Origin of the sequence: Pseudonocardia alni (genome assembly GCF_002813375.1) — a bacterium.
GTDB lineage: Bacteria > Actinomycetota > Actinomycetes > Mycobacteriales > Pseudonocardiaceae > Pseudonocardia > Pseudonocardia alni.
Genome location: NZ_PHUJ01000003.1, coordinates 2,583,252 through 2,601,516, shown reverse-complemented (window position 1 = coordinate 2,601,516; position 18,265 = coordinate 2,583,252). Strand labels below are relative to the sequence as shown.

Below are 18,265 nucleotides of genomic sequence, written 5' to 3'. Positions count from 1 at the left end.
CCATGGCCACCCCACTCGGAACGCGGGCCCGACGGGCCGCCCAGGCGCCGCTGAACCAGCTCGAGGAGCTCGGCGACCAGCTGTCGCTCTACGTCCGGTCGATCCTCTGGATCCCGAAGACGCTGACCCGGTACAAGAAGGAGGTCGCCCGGCTGCTCGCCGAGGTCTCCTTCGGCTCCGGCGCGCTGATCGTCATCCTCGGGACCGTCGGCGTGATGGCGTCGTTGTCGCTGTTCGTCGGCTCGCTGGTCGGCCTGCAGGGCTTCCGCGCCCTGGACGCCCTGGGCGTCGAGGCGCTGACCGGCTTCATCACCGCCTACTTCAACACCCGCTCGATCGCCCCGCTGGTCGCCGCCTCGGCGCTGACCGCGACGCTCGGCGCGGGCTTCACCGCCCAGCTGGGCGCCATGCGGATCTCCGAGGAGATCGACGCGCTGGAGGTCATGGCGGTGCCCTCGGTGCCCTACCTGGTGACCACCCGGATGGTCGCCGGCATCGTCGCGATCATCCCGATCTACACGCTCGGCCTGCTCGCCAGCTACGCCGCCTCGCGGATCAACGTCACGCTGATCAACGGTCTGCCCGGTGGTACCTACGACCACTACTTCGACCTGTTCCTGCCGGTCAGTGACGTACTGCTGTCCTACCTCAAGGTGATCGTGTTCGCGACGGTGATCATCCTGATCCACTGCCACTACGGCTACTCCGCCAAGGGCGGCCCCGCCGGCGTCGGCGTCGCGGTCGGTCGCGCGGTGCGGCTGTCGATCGTGAGCACCGCCATCCTGGACTTCTTCCTGACGCTGGTCATGTTCGGCACCTCGACCTCGGTGCGGGTGGCCGGATGAGGTCCCCGAAGCGAGTGCTGCAGGGCCTGGCCTTCGTCACGGTCATCGTCGTCCTGCTCGGGCTGGCCGTCGCCCAGTACGTCGGCGTCTTCTCCTCCGGTGTCCCGGTGACCCTGAACGTCGCCCGGGTCGGCACCCAGATGCAGGAGCGTTCCGACGTCAAGGTCAACGGCCTGATCGTCGGGCAGGTCGACCAGGTCGTCTCGAACGGCACGAACACCAGCATCGAGATGTCGATGGACCCGCAGTTCCTCGACCAGATCCCGGAGAACGTCACCGCCCAGCTGCTGCCCAAGACGCTGTTCGGCGAGAAGTTCGTGTCGCTGGTCCCGCCGGCCGCGCCGTCGACAGCCCGGCTCGCCGCGGGCGACGTCATCCCCGAGGACCGCAGCCAGGCCGCGCTGGAGGTCGAGCGGGTGCTCGACGAGCTGCTGCCGCTGCTGCAGACCGTCCGTCCGCAGGACCTGGCGACCACGCTCGGCTCGCTCTCCCAGGCCCTGCAGGGCCGGGGCAACCAGCTCGGCGAGACCCTGACCCAGCTGAACACGCTGGTCGAGGGCCTGAACCCGGCCGTGCCGGACCTGCAGGAGGACATCCGCCAGCTGGCGACCTTCTCCGACAACCTGAACCAGGCCGCGCCCGACCTGCTCGACGCGCTCGACAACCTCACGGTCACCAGCCGCACGATCGTCGAGAAGCGCGAGGGGCTGCGGAACCTCTACCGCTCCATCACCGGCGCGTCGGACGACCTGCGGTCCTTCCTCGACGCGAACGGCGAGAACATCATCGGGCTGTCGGCGGCCAGCCGGCCGACGCTGGAGACGCTCGCGCGCTACTCGCCCGAGTTCCCCTGCCTGACCCGCCAGCTCGTCGAGCTGATCCCGAAGATCAACGACGCGGTCCGGCCGGGCACCGACCGGGTCGGCTTCAACTTCACCGTCGAGATCGTGGCGAGCAAGGGCAAGTACCTGCCGAACCAGGACGAGCCCGAGTACGGCGAGGACCGCGGGCCGCGCTGCTACCCGATCCCGGTCCCGACCGGCACCCAGTACCCCCCGGACGGCCCGTTCCGGGACGGCTCCGTCCCGGGCCCGGCCCCGGCCGGGCAGCCGATGGGCAACCCCGAGGACTTCGGGGTCGACACCTTCGGCACCTACGACGGCACCGACAGCTTCGGTCTCATCCAGGACCAGAGCGCGCAGAACGGCGCGGGCGTGCTCCCCCCGCTGACCACCACGCTCGGCCAGGCGGGCATCCAGCCGTCGTCCTACGACGGGACGCACCAGAGCGGCTCGGTCGACATGGGCGTCGCGAACTCCGCCGGCGAGCAGGACGTCGTCGCGCAGCTGCTGGCCGCCCACCAGGGCGGCTCCCCGCAGGCCGTGCCGGCCTGGAGCAGCACGATGGTCGGCCCGCTCCTGCGCGGCACGGAGGTGACGCTGACGTGAGTAGGCTCCCGATCTCGGCGCTGGTCAAGTTCCTGGTCTTCGCGCTGGTCACAGCGCTGGGCACCACGCTGCTCGGCCTGACCATCGCGAACGCCCGGGGCGGCCAGGTCACCGAGTACACCGCCCGGTTCAGCGACGCGACCGGCCTGCTGGCCGGCGACGACGTCCGCATCGCCGGCGTCGTCGTCGGATCGATCAAGGACGTCCGCATCGTCGACCAGCGGGTCGCCGAGGTGGCGTTCGACGTCGACTCGTCCACCCCGCTGCCGTCGACGGTCAGCGCGACCCTGAAGTACAAGAACCTCATCGGCCAGCGGTACATGGCGCTGGACCAGGGCGCGGGCCCGACCGGGGAGGACCTCCCCGCCGGCGGCCAGATCCCGATCGACCGGACCCGCCCCGCGGTCAACCTGACCGTGCTGTTCAACGGCTTCCAGCCGCTGTTCCAGGGCCTGGACCCGGACCAGATCAACAAGCTGTCGATGGAGATCGTCCAGGTCCTGCAGGGCGAGGGCGGCACGGTGCAGAGCCTGCTGGCCTCGACGTCGTCGCTGACCAACTCGATCGCCGACCGCGACCAGGTCATCGGCCAGGTCATCGACAACCTCAACCTGACCCTCGACACCGTCAACCGCAACGACGAGGGCCTCAACGAGCTGATCAGCTCGCTGCAGGCGCTGGTGTCCGGGCTGGCCCAGGACCGCGAGCCCATCGGCAACGCGATCCAGTCCATCGGCGAGCTGACCCAGGTCACGGGGTCGTTCCTGGAGGACGCCCGACCGCCGCTGCGCGACGACATCCGCAACCTCGGCGACCTCGCGACCCAACTCGACCAGGGCCGACCCGCGATCGAGCGGTTCCTGCAGTACACGCCGTTCAAGCTGAACCGGATCGCCCGCGTCGGCTCCCACGGCAGCTGGTTCAACTTCTACCTCTGCGGCCTCGACGGCCAGATCGGCATCTCGCCGATCCTGCAGCAGACCTCGCTGGAGGACCTGGGCATCGGCCCGGTCCGCAACCCCGAGCGGCGCTGCGGCCCGGACCCGTCCGGGCTCGGGGCCGGCAACACCGTCCCGACCGACGGCTCGCAGCCCGGCGACCCCGCGGACAACCGCGCCCAGGACAACCCGTCGATGCGTGAGCCGACCACCGAGTCGGTCGGCGGCCTGCTGGACCAGGCAGCCGGCCGTGGCCCGGTCGACTCCAGCAGCGACCCGACCGCAGCGCTGCAGCCGGGAGGCAACTGATGGCACAGGCAGGGCAGAAGCGCCCCGTCCTGACGGCGGTGATCGGGCTCGTGCTGATCGCGGCGCTGACACTGGCCGCGTTCAACTACGAGGCCATCTTCTCCGGGGCCACCCGCTACACCGCGGAGTTCCCCGAGGCGGCGGGTCTGCAGGCCAACGACCGCGTCACAGTGGCCGGGGTCGAGGCGGGCCGGGTGCAGGACGTCTCCCTCGACGGCGACCACGTGAAGATCGAGTTCACCGTCGAGGACGCCTGGGTCGGCAACCGGACCACGGCGTCGATCGAGATCGCCACGCTGCTCGGCTCCAAGTTCCTCGCCCTCGACCCGCGCGGCGACGCCGAGCAGGACCCCGACCAGCCGATCGGCCGGGACCGGACCAAGTCCCCGTTCGACGTCGTCGACGCCTTCAACGGCCTCTCCGGCACGATCGACCAGCTCGACACCACGCAGCTCGCGTCGAGCCTCACCACGCTCTCGGACACCTTCCGCGACACCCCACCGGAGATCCGCGGGGCCTTGGACGGGCTGTCCCGCCTGTCGAACACGATCTCCAGCCGCGACGGCGAGCTGAAGAAGCTGCTCGCCAACACCCGGCAGCTGTCGACCACGCTGGCCGACCGCCGTGGCGACGTCGTGAAGCTGGTGAACGACGGCAACCTGCTGCTCGGTGAGCTGCAGCGGCGCAAGGACGCGATCGCCAACCTGCTCGACGGCGTGCAGCGCCTGTCGATCCAGCTGCGCGGCCTCGTCGCCGACAACCAGGCGCAGCTGCGCCCGGCCCTGGAGACCCTCGACCGCGTGCTGGCGGTGCTCGAGGAGAACCGCGACAACCTCGGCGAGATCCTCGACAAGGAAGCGGTGTTCATCCGCGTGTTCGGCAACGCCCTCGGCAACGGCCGTTGGTTCGACAACTACCTGTGCGGCCTGCTGCCGCCGGTCGTGCCGCTCGGGGGTGACTGCTGATGGGCTCCTGGGCCAACGACCGGCGCCAGATCCAGTTCGGTGCCCTGATCGCCGTCGTCGCGGTCCTGGTGGCGAGCGCGATCTGGCTGATCACCTCCGGCGGCGGCCGCCAGGTCACCGCCTACTTCACCAGCTCCGCCGCGCTGTTCCAGGACAACGACGTCCGGGTGCTCGGTGTCCCGGTCGGCAAGATCGACCGGATCACGCCGGAGGGCGACCGGGTGCGGGTCGACATGACCATCACCGACGACGAGGTGCGCCTGCCCGCCGACGTCAAGGCCGCCGTCGTCTCGCCGAGCCTGGTCACCGGCCGCTACGTGCAGCTGACCCCGGTGTGGACCGGCGGTCCGGAGTGGAACGGCGAGCCGATCCCGCTGGAGCGCACCGCGTTCCCGCTCGGCGTCGACGACCTCACCCGGACCGCGACCGAGCTCTCCCGGGCGCTCGGGCCGCAGGGGGCCAACAAGGACGGCGCGCTCAACGACGTCCTGGACGTCACCGCACAGAACCTCGACGGCAACGGCCGCGCGCTCAACGACACCATCCGCAACCTCGGCGGGCTCTCGGCGACGTTGAACGGGTCCAGCGGCGACCTGTTCGGCACCATCACCGAGCTGCAGAAGTTCGTCGGGACGCTGCGGGAGAACGACCCCGGCATCCGCGAGCTCAACGGGAAGCTGGCCGACGTGACCGGATTCCTCGCGAGCCAGCGCGGCGAGCTCGGCGGGGCGCTGAACCAGCTGTCCTACGCGCTCGGGGAGGTCGCCGACTTCGTGCAGGACAACCGGTCGACGCTGCGGTCGAACGTGGACAAGCTCGCGAGCGTCTCGCAGGAGGTCGTCGACCACCAGCGGGCGCTGTCCGAGATCGCCGACCTCGCCCCGGCGGCGCTGAACAACCTCACCAACATCTACAACGGCTCCTCGGAGACCCTCGACACCCGGGCCAACATCAACGAGCTGGCCTACCCGCTGCCGGTCGCGATCTGCGAGATCCTCCGCCGCGGCGCGGGTGCGATCCCGGGTGGCCTGGACCAGCCCACCGCCGCGCTCTGCGACGGCCTGGCCCCGATCCTCGATGGCGCCGTGCCGCTGCCGACCCCGCAGCAGGTGCTCGAGCAGCTCCAGGCAGGCGGCTCCGGGGTCAACCCGGCCGTGCCCCAGCTGATGCCGGGCTCGCCGCTGTCGCTGACCGACCCGGGCTCGCAGCTGCGCGCCCCGGCCGACCCGCAGGCTCCCGCCCCCGGTGGGCAGCCCGCACCGGGCGCCACCGGCGCCCCGGCCACCCCGGCGCCGTCGACGACGACGGCCCCGCAGGCCACTCCCACCCCGGTCCCCGAGACCGAGGAGCGCGGGGGCGGCGGACTGTTCGGCCTGTTCGGAGGTGGATCGTGATCGGCTCCAGCGGCCGTGTCGGCCGGGTGTCGGCGCTGCTGACGGCCGTGGCGCTGTTCGCGGGCGGCTGCGGTGCGGTGGACGGCGGCCTGCGGGGCATCCCGCTGCCCGGTGGCGCGAACCTGGGCGACGACCCGTACTTGGTGCAGATCGAGTTCGCCGACGTCGTCGACCTCGTCCCGCAGTCGATCGTGCGCGTCGGTGACGTGCCGGTCGGCGCGGTCGAGACCGTCGCCGTCGAGCCGGGGTCGTGGAACGCGCTGGTCACCGTCGCGGTGAACCGCGGCGTCACGCTCCCGGCCAACGCCACCGCGCGGGTCCGCACGACCTCTCTGCTCGGTGAGAAGTTCGTCGAGCTGTCCCAGCCGACCGTTCCCGCCGAGGGCGACCTCGCGCGGAGCGGGAGGATCGGGCTGCAGGCCAGCGGTCGCGCGGCCGAGGTCGAGGAGGTCCTCGGGGCCCTGTCGCTGCTGCTCAACGGCGGTGGCGTGGCCCAGATCCGGACCATCTCCACCGAGCTGAACAACGCGCTGTCCGGGCGCGAGCCGCAGGTGCGGGCGCTGCTGGACAACCTCGACCGGCTCGTCGGCTCGCTCGACAGCTCCAAGGACGACATCAACCGGGCGCTCGACGGGCTCAACCGCCTGTCGGCCACCCTCGCCGAGCGTCGCCCGCAGATCGAGAACGCCTTGCAGAACGTCAGCCCCGGCCTGCGCGAGCTCGAGTCCCAGCGCAGGCAGCTGGTCGGCATGCTGCAGGCGCTCGACCGGCTGTCCGGTGTCGCGACGAACGTCGTCAACCGGTCGCGCGACGACCTGCTGGCCGACCTGGAGGCGCTGCGCCCGGTGCTGCGGAACCTGGCCGACTCCGGCCAGAACCTGCCGGACTCGCTGCAGCTGCTGCTGTCGATCCCGTTCACCGACGCGGCCACCGACGCCGTCGCCGGTGACTACGCCAACCTGTACGTGAAGCTGGACCTGGACCTGGGTTCGGTCCTGCGCAACATCCTGAACTCCAACCAGCTCGGGCTGCCGCTCGACCCGACGCAGCTGGCCCAGCTGCCGCCCACCGCGCAGCTGCTGACGCCGCTGCTCGGCGCGACACCGCGGCAGCCGGACCCGGCGGTCCCGGGTGCGCCCGCGCTGCCGTTGCTCGGGGCCGAGCAGCCCACCACCGCACCGCCGCCGCCCGCCTCGGGCACTGAGCCGGCCACCCCGGCACCGTCGGCGACCCCGGCACCGAGCCCGACGCCGGAGCAGGGCTCCGGTGGCGGCGGCCTGCTCGGCGGACTCTTCGGAGGCGGATCGTGATCACCAAGACCGTCCGCTGGCAGCTGACCGCGCTGGTGCTCGTCACCATCGTGGCGGTCGGCTACGCGGGCTTCCGCTACGCCGGTCTCGACCGCATCTTCGGGGCGACGACGTACCCGGTCACGGTGGAGCTCGCCGACTCCGGCGGGATCTTCAGCGGCGCCGACGTCACCTACCGCGGCGTGAGTGTCGGACGGGTCGGGCCGCTGTCGCTGACCGCCCGCGGCGTCGACGTCCAGCTCGACATCGATAACTCCGCGCCGGCCATCCCGGCCGACGCCCGGGCCGTCGTCGGGAACCTGTCGCCGATCGGTGAGCAGTACGTCGACCTCCAGCCGGTGGCCGACGGCGGCGAGGCGCTCGCCTCCGGCTCGGTCATCCCGCAGGACCGCACCCGGACCCCGGTCCAGATCAACACCTTCCTGACCGAGCTGGACCAGCTCGTGTCGACGGTGCCGAAGGACTCGCTGCAGACCGTCGTCCGCGAGCTCGGCCAGGGCTTCGAGGGCACCGCGCAGCCGCTGCAGCAGCTGCTCGACACCACCGGGGAGTTCACCCGGGCCGCCACCGACGCGCTGCCGCAGACGACCGCGCTGATCCGCGACGCCCGCCCGGTGCTCACCACGCAGAACGAGGTGGCCCCGCAGTTCCAGGAGTTCAGCCGCGGCCTGCGCGAGGTCACCGAGCAGCTCAAGCAGTCCGACCCGGACCTGCGCCGGATCATCGACGACGGCCCGCGCCTGGGCGACCAGGTCAGCGGCCTGCTCCGGGAGAGCGGCCCCGGGCTCGGCGAGTCGATCGCGAACCTGCGGACGGTGACCGAGCTGCTGGCCCCGCGCCAGGCGGGCCTGCGCCAGCTGCTCGTGACCTACCCCGGCCTGGTGGCCGTCGCGCCGAAGGTCGTGCCCGGCGACGGGACCGCGCACCTCGGTCTGGTCGTCAACATCGCCGACCCGCCGGTCTGCACCCGGGGCTACGAGGGCACGCCCAACCGCGGTGGCCTCGACGTCTCCGAGCGACCGGTGAACGAGGACGCCCGCTGCACCGAGCCCCCCGGAAGCCCCACCAACGTGCGCGGAATGCAGAATGTGCCGAGGCCCCAGCCGCTCGAGGTGCCGGACTACTCCGGCAACTCGGGGTTCGGCGGCCACGGTGACGGTCACCACGGCGGCGACACCGCCGACGGACCGGCCCCGCGGCCGAACGCCGGGTCGCTCGGCGACAACCGTGCCGAGCGGGTCGCGACGCCGGGCCTGGTGACGAGCTTCGCCCAGATCCTGGGCGGTTGAGCACGACGGTCGCGCCCCGTCCGGGGCGTGACCGGCACGACGGCCGGGTCACACCCGGGCCCGGCCGGCACGACGACCGCGGGGGACCGCCGTCCGCCGGACGGCGCGGACCCCCACGGCCGGCCCACGGCCGCCCGGTGCGGTCGCCGAGCGGCTGTGCCCCCGCAGCCGGGAGGAGGAACGCTCCCCGATGAACACCGACGTTGCCGGCTCCGACGCCGACACGAAGGCCGACCCGACGGCCGACACCCCCGACGGTTCCGCGCCCGTGGAGCCTGCCACCGGTCCGGACGGCGGCCAGACCCCGCCCGGACCGCTCGCCAGGGCCCTGCCCGTGGCCGCCGTCGTCGCGGCGGTGCTCGCGCTCGTGCTGGGCGGCCTGTGGCTGTTCGCGCTGAACAGCGACGCCACCCAGGTCGCCCAGGCCCGCGACGAGGCGCTCCGTGACGCCCGCCAGGCCGTGATCAACCTGAACACCCTGGACCACTCCGACGCCCAGAAGGGCCTGGACCTGTGGATCCAGTCCTCGGCCGGGTCGGTCCGCGACGAGTTCGTGTCCAACCGCGACGCCTACGCCAAGCTGGTGACCGACCAGAAGCGCACCACCGCCGCGACCGTCACCGACGCCGCGGTGACCGAGGTCGACCCGCGCGCCGGGACCGCCCGGGTGCTCGCCGGCGTCGACGTGACCGTCACGCCCGAGGGCGGTCAGCCCGCCGTGACCCGCCAGCGCATCGAGCTCGGCATGGTCCGCACCGACGACGGCTGGAAGGTCGACGCACTGGAGCCGCTGGTCACCCCGGGTACGGGCTGACCCTCCGGCCCGACCCCCGGCCCCCCGGCGGTGCCCCGCACCGCCCCGCTCCCAGGTCGACCACCCCAGGAGGTCACCGCATGTCCACCCCCCGCCGCCGCCCTGCGGGCGGCATTCGCAGGCCCCAGGTCGCGGGCCGCCCGCGCACCCGCGCCGACGAGCCCGACGAGGAGGAGACCGGCACCGGCGGTGTCGCCCTCGACGAGCGCTCCGGTGACGCGGTCCCGTCCGTCGCACCGGTCCGCTCCGGCGACGCCGGGCGCACCGACGCCCCCGGCACGGCCGACGACGACGACGCCGACGGCACCCCGGCCGGCGCCGACGGCACGCCGCGTCGCCGGTCGTTGCTGTCCCCCCCGACGACCCGGCGCGCGACCGGCCTGCTGCTCGCCGTCACGGTGCTGCTCGTCGCGGCCGCCGCGTTCTTCGGCGCCGAGTGGTACCGCACGACCTTCACCGGGTCGGCGTCCAACACCGCGCTCACCGACGTCGGCACCACCGCGCAGGTCGGCGAGCAGGTCGGTGAGGCGATCACGAAGGTCTACTCCTTCGACTACGCCCGCCTCCAGCAGGCCGAGGACGACGCCCGCGGCGTCATCACCCCGGGCTTCCAGCCGGAATTCGACAAGATCTTCGGCAGCGTGAAGGACCTCGCACCGCAACAGAAGGCCGTGGTCACCGCGACGATCCCGAAGCTCGCCGTGGCGAGCATCGACGGCGACCGCGCGACCGTCTACGCCTTCGTCAACCAGGTCATCCGCCGTCAGGCCGACGGCGGCGCCCCGCAGGAGGGCTCCGCGGCGGCCCGGCTGCGGGTCGACGCCCAGTTCGTCGACGGCCGCTGGAAGATCTCCGCGATGACGCCGGCCTGAGCAGGCCCGCCCCGCCGTACCCCCGGGTGAACCGGGGGTACGGCGAGGAGCTACAGTTGGTCCCGATCCACCGAAGACCGCAGGTCCGCGTCCTTCCCGAAGGGCGTACGAAGGTTCCGGGAACGTCCGGACGGCCCGCGCAGGAGGACGAGGCGACACCGGGCGCGCGAGTGCCCCACGAACTTCCGACGCCCCGTGCTGCTGCGCACGGGGCGTTCGTCGTCTCCGGGGTCGGAGTGGGAACTGCGTCGGTGGCACCCCCAAGCACGTCCCACGTGCACGAGACCGACCCCCGAGAGGAGGGCAGCGATGGCAGCACCTGACAAGGTCGCAGCGGTCGAGGAGATCACCAACCGCTTCCGCGAGTCGGACGCCTCGGTCGTGACCGAGTACCGCGGGCTCAGCGTCGCCAAGCTGACCCAGCTGCGCCGGGACCTGGGTTCGGACGCGAACTTCCGCGTCGCGAAGAACACCCTGGTCAAGCGCGCGGCGGCGGAGGCCGGGGTCCAGGGCCTGGACGACCTGCTCGCCGGCCCGACGGCCATCACCTTCATCAAGGGTGAGCCCGTCGAGGCCGCGAAGGCGATCAAGCAGTTCGCGAAGGACAACCCCGGTCTGACGATCAAGGGCGGGTACATGGACGGGCGCGCCCTGTCCACCGCCGAGATCGAGCAGCTGGCGGACCTCGAGACCCGTGAGGTCCTGCTGGCCAAGCTGGCCGGCGCGATGAAGGCCAACCTGTCCAAGGCCGCGGGGCTGTTCAACGCCCCGGCCTCGCAGGTCGCCCGCCTCGCGCAGGCACTGGCCGACAAGAAGGCCGAGTCCGGCGAGTCCGCCGCTCCGGCCGATGCCGACGGCGACTCCGCCGAGAGCTGATCACCACCCCCATCTGTCTTTCGTAGAGAAAGGACCGCCACCATGGCGAAGCTGTCCACCGACGAGCTGCTCGACGCCTTCAAGGAGCTCACCCTGCTCGAGCTCTCGGACTTCGTGAAGAAGTTCGAGGAGACCTTCGAGGTCACCGCGGCCGCCCCGGTCGCCGTCGCCGCCGCGGGTGCCCCCGCCGCCGGTGCCGCCCCCGCCGAGGAGGAGAAGGACGAGTTCGACGTCGTCCTCGAGGCCGCCGGTGACAAGAAGATCCAGGTCATCAAGGTCGTCCGCGAGGTCGTCTCGGGCCTGGGCCTGAAGGAGGCGAAGGACCTCGTCGAGTCCGCGCCGAAGTCGCTGCTCGAGGGTGTCGCCAAGGAGGCCGCCGAGGCCGCCAAGACGAAGCTCGAGGAGGCCGGCGCCAAGGTCTCGCTCAAGTGACCTGAGCACCGCTCGCACGACGGGGCGCCGACCCACCGGGTCGGCGCCCCGTCGTCGTCTCCGGGTCAGGTCTGCTCGCGGGCCCGCAGCTCGCGGCGCAGCACCTTGCCCGTGACGGTCTTGGGCACCTCGTCGAGCAGCTCCACCTGCCGCGGGTACTTGTAGGCCGCCATCCGTTCCCGGGTGAACGCGATCAGCTCCTCCGGGGTGGCCGAGGCACCGGCCCGCAGTGACACGAACGCCTTGACCGTCTCGCCCCGGTACTCGTCGGCGACGCCGACCACCGCGGCCTCCCGCACCGCGGGGTGCTCGTAGAGGACGTCCTCCACCTCGCGCGGCCACACCTTGTAGCCGCCCGCGTTGATCTGGTCCTTCTTGCGGTCGACGATGTAGAACCAGCCGTCGGCGTCCATGTAGCCGACGTCCCCCGTTCTGAGTTCGGGCTGCGCGAGCTCCCCGGTGGGGAACGCGTGGGCCGTCTCCTCGGGCTTGCCCCAGTAGCCCGCGACGACCTGTGGCCCGGACGTGCAGATCTCCCCGATCTCGCCGGGCGGGAGCTCCGCGCCGTCGTCGTCGAGGATGCGCACGACGGTGCCGTAGATCGGAACGCCCACCGACAGCGCCCCGGACGCGGAGTCCACCGGCCCCTGGGTGCCGATCGGCGTCGCGTGCGACGGCGAGGTGGTCTCGGTCAGCCCGTAGATGTTGTGGATCCACAGCCCGAACGCCTCGTGGAACGCGGTGACCGTCGACGGCGGGATCGGCGCCCCGCCCGAGCAGATCGTGCGCAGCGACGCGAGCGCCTCCCGGTCGGCGTTCGGGGCGTTCATCAGCGCGATGAACACGGTGATCGCCCCGACGGTCAGGGTCGGCCGGTGCTCCCGGATGACGTCGACGCCCAGCGACGGCTCGAACCGGTGGAACAGCACCAGCGGCGCGGCCAGGTACTGGGCGAGGGTCACGTGCGCGATCAGACCGGTGATGTGGAACAGCGGGGCGATGCCGAGGACGACCTCGTCGTCGCCGAGGCCGCACCACGTGGCGTAGGCCTGGCTGGTGAAGACGACGTTGCCGTGGGTGTTCATCGCGCCCTTGGGCGGCCCGGTGGTCCCCGAGGTGTAGGTGAGGAACGCGGTGTCGCCGGCGGTGAACGACACCGGCGGGGGAGTGCCGCCCCGGTGCGTCTCCAGGAACGCGCCGAGGTCGGTGACGTCGTCGCCGGACAGGTCCGGCCGCGCGGTGTCGGGGAGCGCACGCCGGTCGTCGCGGGTCTGGAACTCGCGCTCGGAGGTGGTGAGCACGGTGCGCACGCCCGGCTGCCCGGCCAGCACGGTCCGCGCGACGCCGTCGTAGAGCGACTCCAGGCACAGCAGCACCGACGACCCGGAGTCGCGCAGCAGCAGCTCCAGCTCCCGCTCCCGGTTCATCGGGTTGATCGACACCGCGACGCCGCCGGCCTTCCAGGTGCCGACCAGGCCGAGGACGAACTGCGGCACGTTCTGCAGGTACATCGCGACCCGCTCGCCCGCGGTGAACCCGCCGGCGAGCAGCCCGGCGGCGAAGGCGTCGGTGAGCCCGTCGAGCTCGCGGTAGGTGAGCGCGCCGTCGAAGTAGCGGATCGCGTCGCCGTCGGGGTTCCGCGCCACCGCGGCGCGGAACATCGACAACGCGTCCGGGAAGTCCGGGGTGATGTCGTGCGGCTGGCCCTCGGCGTAGCGGGCCAGCCAGGGGCGGTCGGCGGAGGACATCAGCGGATCACGATCGGGTTCACCGGTGCCCCCGTGCCGTTGACGACCTTCAGCGGTGCCGCGGCGTAGAGGAAGCTCCACCGTCCGTCGGCGGCGCAGGCGTCGGCGAGGTCGTCGAGCCAGGCGATCTCGGTGAGGGCGACGCCGAGGTTGCGCATCAGCGCGCAGTGCAGCGGGAGCGCGACGCCGGTGTGCGGCTCGCTGGTCACCTCGTTGGCGATCGTGTCGGTGACGAGGTTCGGGATCTCCTTGCGCTGGAACCACTCCACGAGCTCGCGTGAGTAGGTGAGCCCGGGCTCGGTGAAGTCGGTGTAGAAGGTGGCCGGGTCGTTGAGCTCGTACCAGTACTTCATCCATCCGGTGCGGATGACGAGCACGTCGTGCGGCTCGATGTCGACTCCCTGTGCCTGCGCGGCGGCCTCGAGGTCGGTGTGGTCGAAGGTCTCGCCCTTGTCGAGCCACTCCTTGCCGCGGTGCCGGGCCATGTCGATGAGCACGCCCCGCCCGACGACGCCCTTCTCCGCGATCGGCAGCACCGAGGCCCGGTCCATCGCGTCGACGGTGGAGCGCGCGTCGTAGCCGTTCCAGAGCTTGCCGTCGTACCAGACGTGGCCGAGCGCGTCGTACTGCGTGGAGCCCTGCAGGAAGATGAGGGCGGTGTCGTCGGCGTAGTGCAGACCGCCGGGGAACTGCGGTGCGTCGGCCGAGTCCCAGGTGCCCTCGTCCATGACGTTCTGGCGCTTGATGCCCTCGCGGCCCGGCCACAGCGGGTCGCCCGGCGCCTCGGTGCGTCCCATGTGGATCTGCAGGGTGAACACCTCGCCGGAACGGACGTGCTGCACGCCCCGCAGGACCTCGCCCGCGTCCAGGTAGTTCAGGCAGCCGAGCTCGTCGTCGGGACCCCACTTGCCCCAGTTGCTGGGGGCGTCGTCACCGAGGAGCTCGCGCATGGGAGGAGTGCTGTCGGACATCGTCGTCCTTTCGTCGCCGCCGGCCGTCACCGACCTGTGACCGATCGTTGGCGTCCCGACGACACCGTGTCAACCGTCACGCGGATCGACCCGGACGGGCGTCGGCGGACCGGTCGTCCCGGCAGGATGACCGCTCGTCGACGAAGTGGGACTTGACTCGGTGCGGCGTGCAGGTCACCCTTGGGCAACGGTGGTTGCCTGAATGCTGGAATCGGCGACCTGTCTCGACAGCTGCGCTCGCAGCGTCTATAGTCATTCTTTGCGCTGTCTGCGTCCAGGCTCACGCACTCATGACCGGGGAAGACTTCCGGACCGATCCGTCGGCCGCCGGAGAGGGTTCGGCGGACATGGGTGCGGGGGTTCGTTCGTCCGTCAGCGCCCGACAACAGACGGCGTGCGACGTGGCCGGCTACCGGCTTCTCGATCCGGGGGGACCCCGATCGGATCGAGGGAGACGGTAGCGCCCGCCACCGGCGCACGCCAGACGAGAAGCGCAGTTCTCGGAAGGACGCATCTTGGCTGTCTCCCGCGCCGCCGCGACCACCTCGACCCTCTCCGCTTCGGCGAACCCGAACTACCCCGGCGCACCCACCCGGGTCACCTTCGCGAAGATCGCCCAGCCGTTGGAGGTCCCCGACCTTCTCGACCTGCAGATCCAGTCGTACGAGTGGCTGGTCGGCAGCGAGGCCTGGTTCCAGCGCCGGATCGAGGCCGGTGACGATCTCCCGGTGAGCGGTCTGGAGGAGATCCTCACCGAGATCTCGCCGATCGAGGACTTCTCGGGCTCGATGTCGCTGTCCTTCTCCGACCCCCGCTTCGACGAGGTCAAGGCCTCCGTCGAGGAGTGCCGGGACAAGGACATGACCTACGGTGCCCCGCTGTTCGTGACGGCGGAGTTCACGAACAACACCACCGGTGAGATCAAGTCCCAGACGGTCTTCATGGGCGAGTTCCCCGTGATGACCGACAAGGGCACCTTCATCATCAACGGCACCGAGCGCGTCGTCGTGTCGCAGCTCGTCCGTTCGCCGGGTGTCTACTTCGACCACGCGATCGACAAGACGACCGAGAAGGACGTCTACTCGGTCAAGATCATCCCGAGCCGGGGTGCGTGGCTGGAGTTCGACGTCGACAAGCGCGACACCGTCGGTGTCCGCATCGACCGCAAGCGCCGTCAGCCGGTCACCGTGCTGCTGAAGGCCCTGGGGTGGACCGCCGAGCAGATCGGTGAGCGTTTCGGGTTCTCCGAGACGATCATGACGACGCTCGAGAAGGACAACACCGCGGGCCAGGACGAGGCGCTGCTCGACATCTACCGCAAGCTGCGCCCCGGCGAGCCGCCGACGCGCGAGTCGGCCCAGGCGCTCCTGGAGAACCTGTTCTTCAAGGACAAGCGCTACGACATGGCCAAGGTCGGTCGTTACAAGGCCAACAAGAAGCTCGGCCTCGACATCGAGAACTCGGTCGGCACGCTGACCGAGGAGGATGTCGCCACCACCATCGAGTACCTCGTCCGGCTGCACGCCGGCGAGACCACGATGGCCGTGGGTTCCGGTGACTCCGCGCGGGAGATCCCGGTCGAGACCGACGACATCGACCACTTCGGCAACCGGCGCCTGCGCACCGTCGGCGAGCTGATCCAGAACCAGGTCCGGGTCGGTCTGTCCCGCACCGAGCGGGTCGTCCGCGAGCGGATGACCACCCAGGACGTCGAGGCCATCACGCCGCAGACCCTGATCAACACCCGGCCGATCACGGCCGCGATCCGGGAGTTCTTCGGCACCTCGCAGCTGTCGCAGTTCATGGACCAGCACAACCCGCTGGCCGGACTGACCCACAAGCGCCGCCTGTCGGCGCTCGGTCCGGGCGGTCTGTCCCGTGAGCGTGCCGGCATGGAGGTCCGTGACGTCCACCCGTCGCACTACGGCCGCATGTGCCCGATCGAGACCCCCGAGGGTCCGAACATCGGTCTGATCGGCTCGCTGGCCTCGTTCGCGAGGGTCAACCCGTTCGGCTTCATCGAGACGCCGTACCGCAAGGTCGTCGACGGTGTCGTCACCTCGCAGATCGACTACCTGACCGCCGACGAGGAGGACCGCTTCGTCGTCGCCCAGGCCAACGCCCAGCTCAACGAGGACGGCTCGTTCGCCGAGGAGCGCGTCCTGGTCCGCCGCAAGGGCGGCGAGGTCGACCTGATCTCGCCCTCGGGCGTCGAGTACATCGACGTCTCGCCGCGCCAGATGGTGTCGGTCGCGACGGCGATGATCCCGTTCCTCGAGCACGACGACGCGAACCGCGCGCTGATGGGCGCGAACATGCAGCGCCAGTCGGTGCCGCTGCTGCGCTCGGAGTCGCCGCTGGTCGGTACCGGCATGGAGCTGCGTGCCGCCGTCGACGCCGGTGACGTCGTCACCGCCGAGTCCGCCGGTGTGGTCGAGGAGCTGTGCGCCGACTACATCACCGTCATGGACGACGAGGGGCAGCGTCAGACCTACCGTCTGAACAAGTTCCGCCGCTCGAACCAGGGCACTTGCAACAACCAGAAGCCCATCGTCGACGAGGGCGCGCGGGTCGAGGTGGGCCAGGTGCTCGCCGACGGTCCCTGCACCGAGAACGGCGAGATGGCGCTGGGCAAGAACCTGCTCGTGGCGATCATGCCGTGGGAGGGCCACAACTACGAGGACGCGATCATCCTGTCGCAGCGCCTCGTGCAGGACGACGTGCTCACCTCGATCCACATCGAGGAGCACGAGATCGACGCGCGCGACACGAAGCTGGGCGCCGAGGAGATCACCCGGGACATCCCGAACGTCTCCGAGGACGTGCTGGCCGACCTCGACGAGCGCGGCATCATCCGGATCGGCGCCGAGGTCCAGCCCGGCGACATCCTGGTCGGCAAGGTCACGCCCAAGGGCGAGACCGAGCTGACCCCGGAGGAGCGCCTGCTCCGCGCGATCTTCGGTGAGAAGGCGCGCGAGGTCCGCGACACCTCGCTGAAGGTGCCGCACGGCGAGAACGGCAAGGTCATCGGCATCCGGGTCTTCTCCCGCGACGACGACGACGAGCTGGCCCCGGGCGTCAACGAGCTGGTCCGCGTCTACGTGGCCCAGAAGCGCAAGATCTCCGACGGCGACAAGCTCGCCGGCCGGCACGGCAACAAGGGCGTCATCGGCAAGATCCTCCCGCAGGAGGACATGCCGTTCCTCCCGGACGGCACGCCGGTCGACATCATCCTGAACACCCACGGTGTGCCGCGTCGTATGAACATCGGCCAGATCCTGGAGACCCACCTCGGGTGGATCGCCAAGTCCGGCTGGGAGATCGAGGGCACGCCCGAGTGGGCGGCGCAGATGCCCGAGGAGCTCTACTCGGTGCCCGCCGACACGAACACCGCGACGCCGGTGTTCGACGGTGCGCGCGAGCACGAGATCACGGGTCTGCTGGGCTCGACCCGTCCCAACCGGGACGGTGAGCGGATGGTCGGTCCGGACGGCAAGGCGCAGCTGCTCGACGGCCGCTCCGGTGAGCCGTACCCGTTCCCGGTCGCGGTCGGCTACATGTACATCCTGAAGCTGGCCCACCTGGTGGACGACAAGATCCACGCGCGGTCGACGGGCCCCTACTCGATGATCACCCAGCAGCCGCTGGGCGGTAAGGCGCAGTTCGGTGGCCAGCGCTTCGGTGAGATGGAGTGCTGGGCGATGCAGGCGTACGGCGCCGCCTACACCCTGCAGGAGCTGCTGACGATCAAGTCCGACGACGTCGTGGGCCGCGTGAAGGTCTACGAGGCGATCGTCAAGGGCGAGAACATCCCGGAGCCGGGGATCCCCGAGTCGTTCAAGGTGCTCCTCAAGGAGCTGCAGTCGCTCTGCCTGAACGTCGAGGTGCTCTCCAGCGACGGTGCGGCGATCGAGATGCGGGACGCCGACGACGAGGACCTCGAGCGTGCCGCGGCGAACCTGGGCATCAACCTGTCCAGCCGCCCGGGCTCGGAGTCGATGACCGTCGACGACGTCGTCAACTGACCCCCGTCCGACCAGCCGCCCTTTAAACG

14 protein-coding genes are annotated in these 18,265 nt (G+C 71.0%); 12 read left to right on the top strand and 2 right to left on the bottom strand.

Annotated elements, in window-relative coordinates; all coding sequences use genetic code 11:
• Positions 1-2: 2 nt before the first annotated feature.
• The 11 genes from ATL51_RS12980 (at position 3) to rplL (ending at position 11,492) form a co-directional block, all read left to right on the top strand.
• On the top strand, positions 3-845 hold the full coding sequence (locus ATL51_RS12980) for an MlaE family ABC transporter permease (protein WP_073576487.1): 843 nt from the start codon (positions 3-5) through the stop codon (positions 843-845).
• Positions 842-2,293, top strand: a complete 1,452-nt coding sequence (locus ATL51_RS12975) for an MCE family protein (protein ID WP_073576486.1) — start codon at positions 842-844, stop codon at positions 2,291-2,293. The genes ATL51_RS12980 and ATL51_RS12975 overlap by 4 nt, the downstream gene beginning before the upstream one ends.
• The gene (locus ATL51_RS12970; protein ID WP_073576485.1) at positions 2,290-3,540 is read left to right on the top strand and encodes an MCE family protein; all 1,251 of its coding nucleotides are present in this window, start codon (positions 2,290-2,292) and stop codon (positions 3,538-3,540) included. The genes ATL51_RS12975 and ATL51_RS12970 overlap by 4 nt, the downstream gene beginning before the upstream one ends.
• Positions 3,540-4,505 carry an MCE family protein gene (locus tag ATL51_RS12965; protein ID WP_073576484.1) on the top strand — a complete coding sequence of 322 codons (966 nt, stop codon included), beginning with the start codon at positions 3,540-3,542 and terminating at the stop codon, positions 4,503-4,505. Before ATL51_RS12970 ends, ATL51_RS12965 begins: the two co-directional genes overlap by 1 nt.
• Positions 4,505-5,899, top strand: coding sequence for an MCE family protein (locus ATL51_RS12960; RefSeq protein WP_073576483.1), 1,395 nt, complete (start codon positions 4,505-4,507; stop codon positions 5,897-5,899). Before ATL51_RS12965 ends, ATL51_RS12960 begins: the two co-directional genes overlap by 1 nt.
• Positions 5,896-7,209 carry an MCE family protein gene (locus ATL51_RS12955; RefSeq protein ID WP_073576482.1) on the top strand — a complete coding sequence of 438 codons (1,314 nt, stop codon included), beginning with the start codon at positions 5,896-5,898 and terminating at the stop codon, positions 7,207-7,209. The genes ATL51_RS12960 and ATL51_RS12955 overlap by 4 nt, the downstream gene beginning before the upstream one ends.
• Positions 7,206-8,498 carry an MCE family protein gene (locus ATL51_RS12950; RefSeq protein WP_073576481.1) on the top strand — a complete coding sequence of 431 codons (1,293 nt, stop codon included), beginning with the start codon at positions 7,206-7,208 and terminating at the stop codon, positions 8,496-8,498. The genes ATL51_RS12955 and ATL51_RS12950 overlap by 4 nt, the downstream gene beginning before the upstream one ends.
• A gap of 190 nt (positions 8,499-8,688) precedes the next feature.
• Entirely contained in the window at positions 8,689-9,312 is a 624-nt protein-coding gene (locus ATL51_RS12945; protein WP_083658784.1) for a hypothetical protein, read from the top strand.
• A gap of 80 nt (positions 9,313-9,392) precedes the next feature.
• The gene (locus tag ATL51_RS12940; protein WP_100878743.1) at positions 9,393-10,184 is read left to right on the top strand and encodes a nuclear transport factor 2 family protein; all 792 of its coding nucleotides are present in this window, start codon (positions 9,393-9,395) and stop codon (positions 10,182-10,184) included.
• A 309-nt stretch (positions 10,185-10,493) separates the two neighbouring features.
• Positions 10,494-11,060, top strand: a complete 567-nt coding sequence (gene rplJ / locus ATL51_RS12935; protein ID WP_073576479.1) for a 50S ribosomal protein L10 — start codon at positions 10,494-10,496, stop codon at positions 11,058-11,060.
• Between the two features lie 42 nt (positions 11,061-11,102).
• Entirely contained in the window at positions 11,103-11,492 is a 390-nt protein-coding gene (gene rplL / locus ATL51_RS12930; RefSeq protein WP_073576478.1) for a 50S ribosomal protein L7/L12, read from the top strand.
• Positions 11,493-11,557: 65 nt separating this feature from the next.
• Here rplL and ATL51_RS12925 read toward each other — a convergent pair whose 3' ends face one another.
• The gene (locus ATL51_RS12925; protein ID WP_100878742.1) at positions 11,558-13,240 is read right to left on the bottom strand and encodes an AMP-binding protein; all 1,683 of its coding nucleotides are present in this window, start codon (positions 13,238-13,240) and stop codon (positions 11,558-11,560) included.
• Positions 13,240-14,211, bottom strand: coding sequence for a cyclase family protein (locus ATL51_RS12920; RefSeq protein ID WP_073576476.1), 972 nt, complete (start codon positions 14,209-14,211; stop codon positions 13,240-13,242). Before ATL51_RS12920 ends, ATL51_RS12925 begins: the two co-directional genes overlap by 1 nt.
• Before the next feature lie 515 nt (positions 14,212-14,726).
• Here ATL51_RS12920 and rpoB point away from each other — a divergent pair.
• The gene (gene rpoB / locus ATL51_RS12915; protein WP_073576475.1) at positions 14,727-18,236 is read left to right on the top strand and encodes a DNA-directed RNA polymerase subunit beta; all 3,510 of its coding nucleotides are present in this window, start codon (positions 14,727-14,729) and stop codon (positions 18,234-18,236) included.
• The last annotated feature ends 29 nt before the right edge of the window (positions 18,237-18,265 follow it).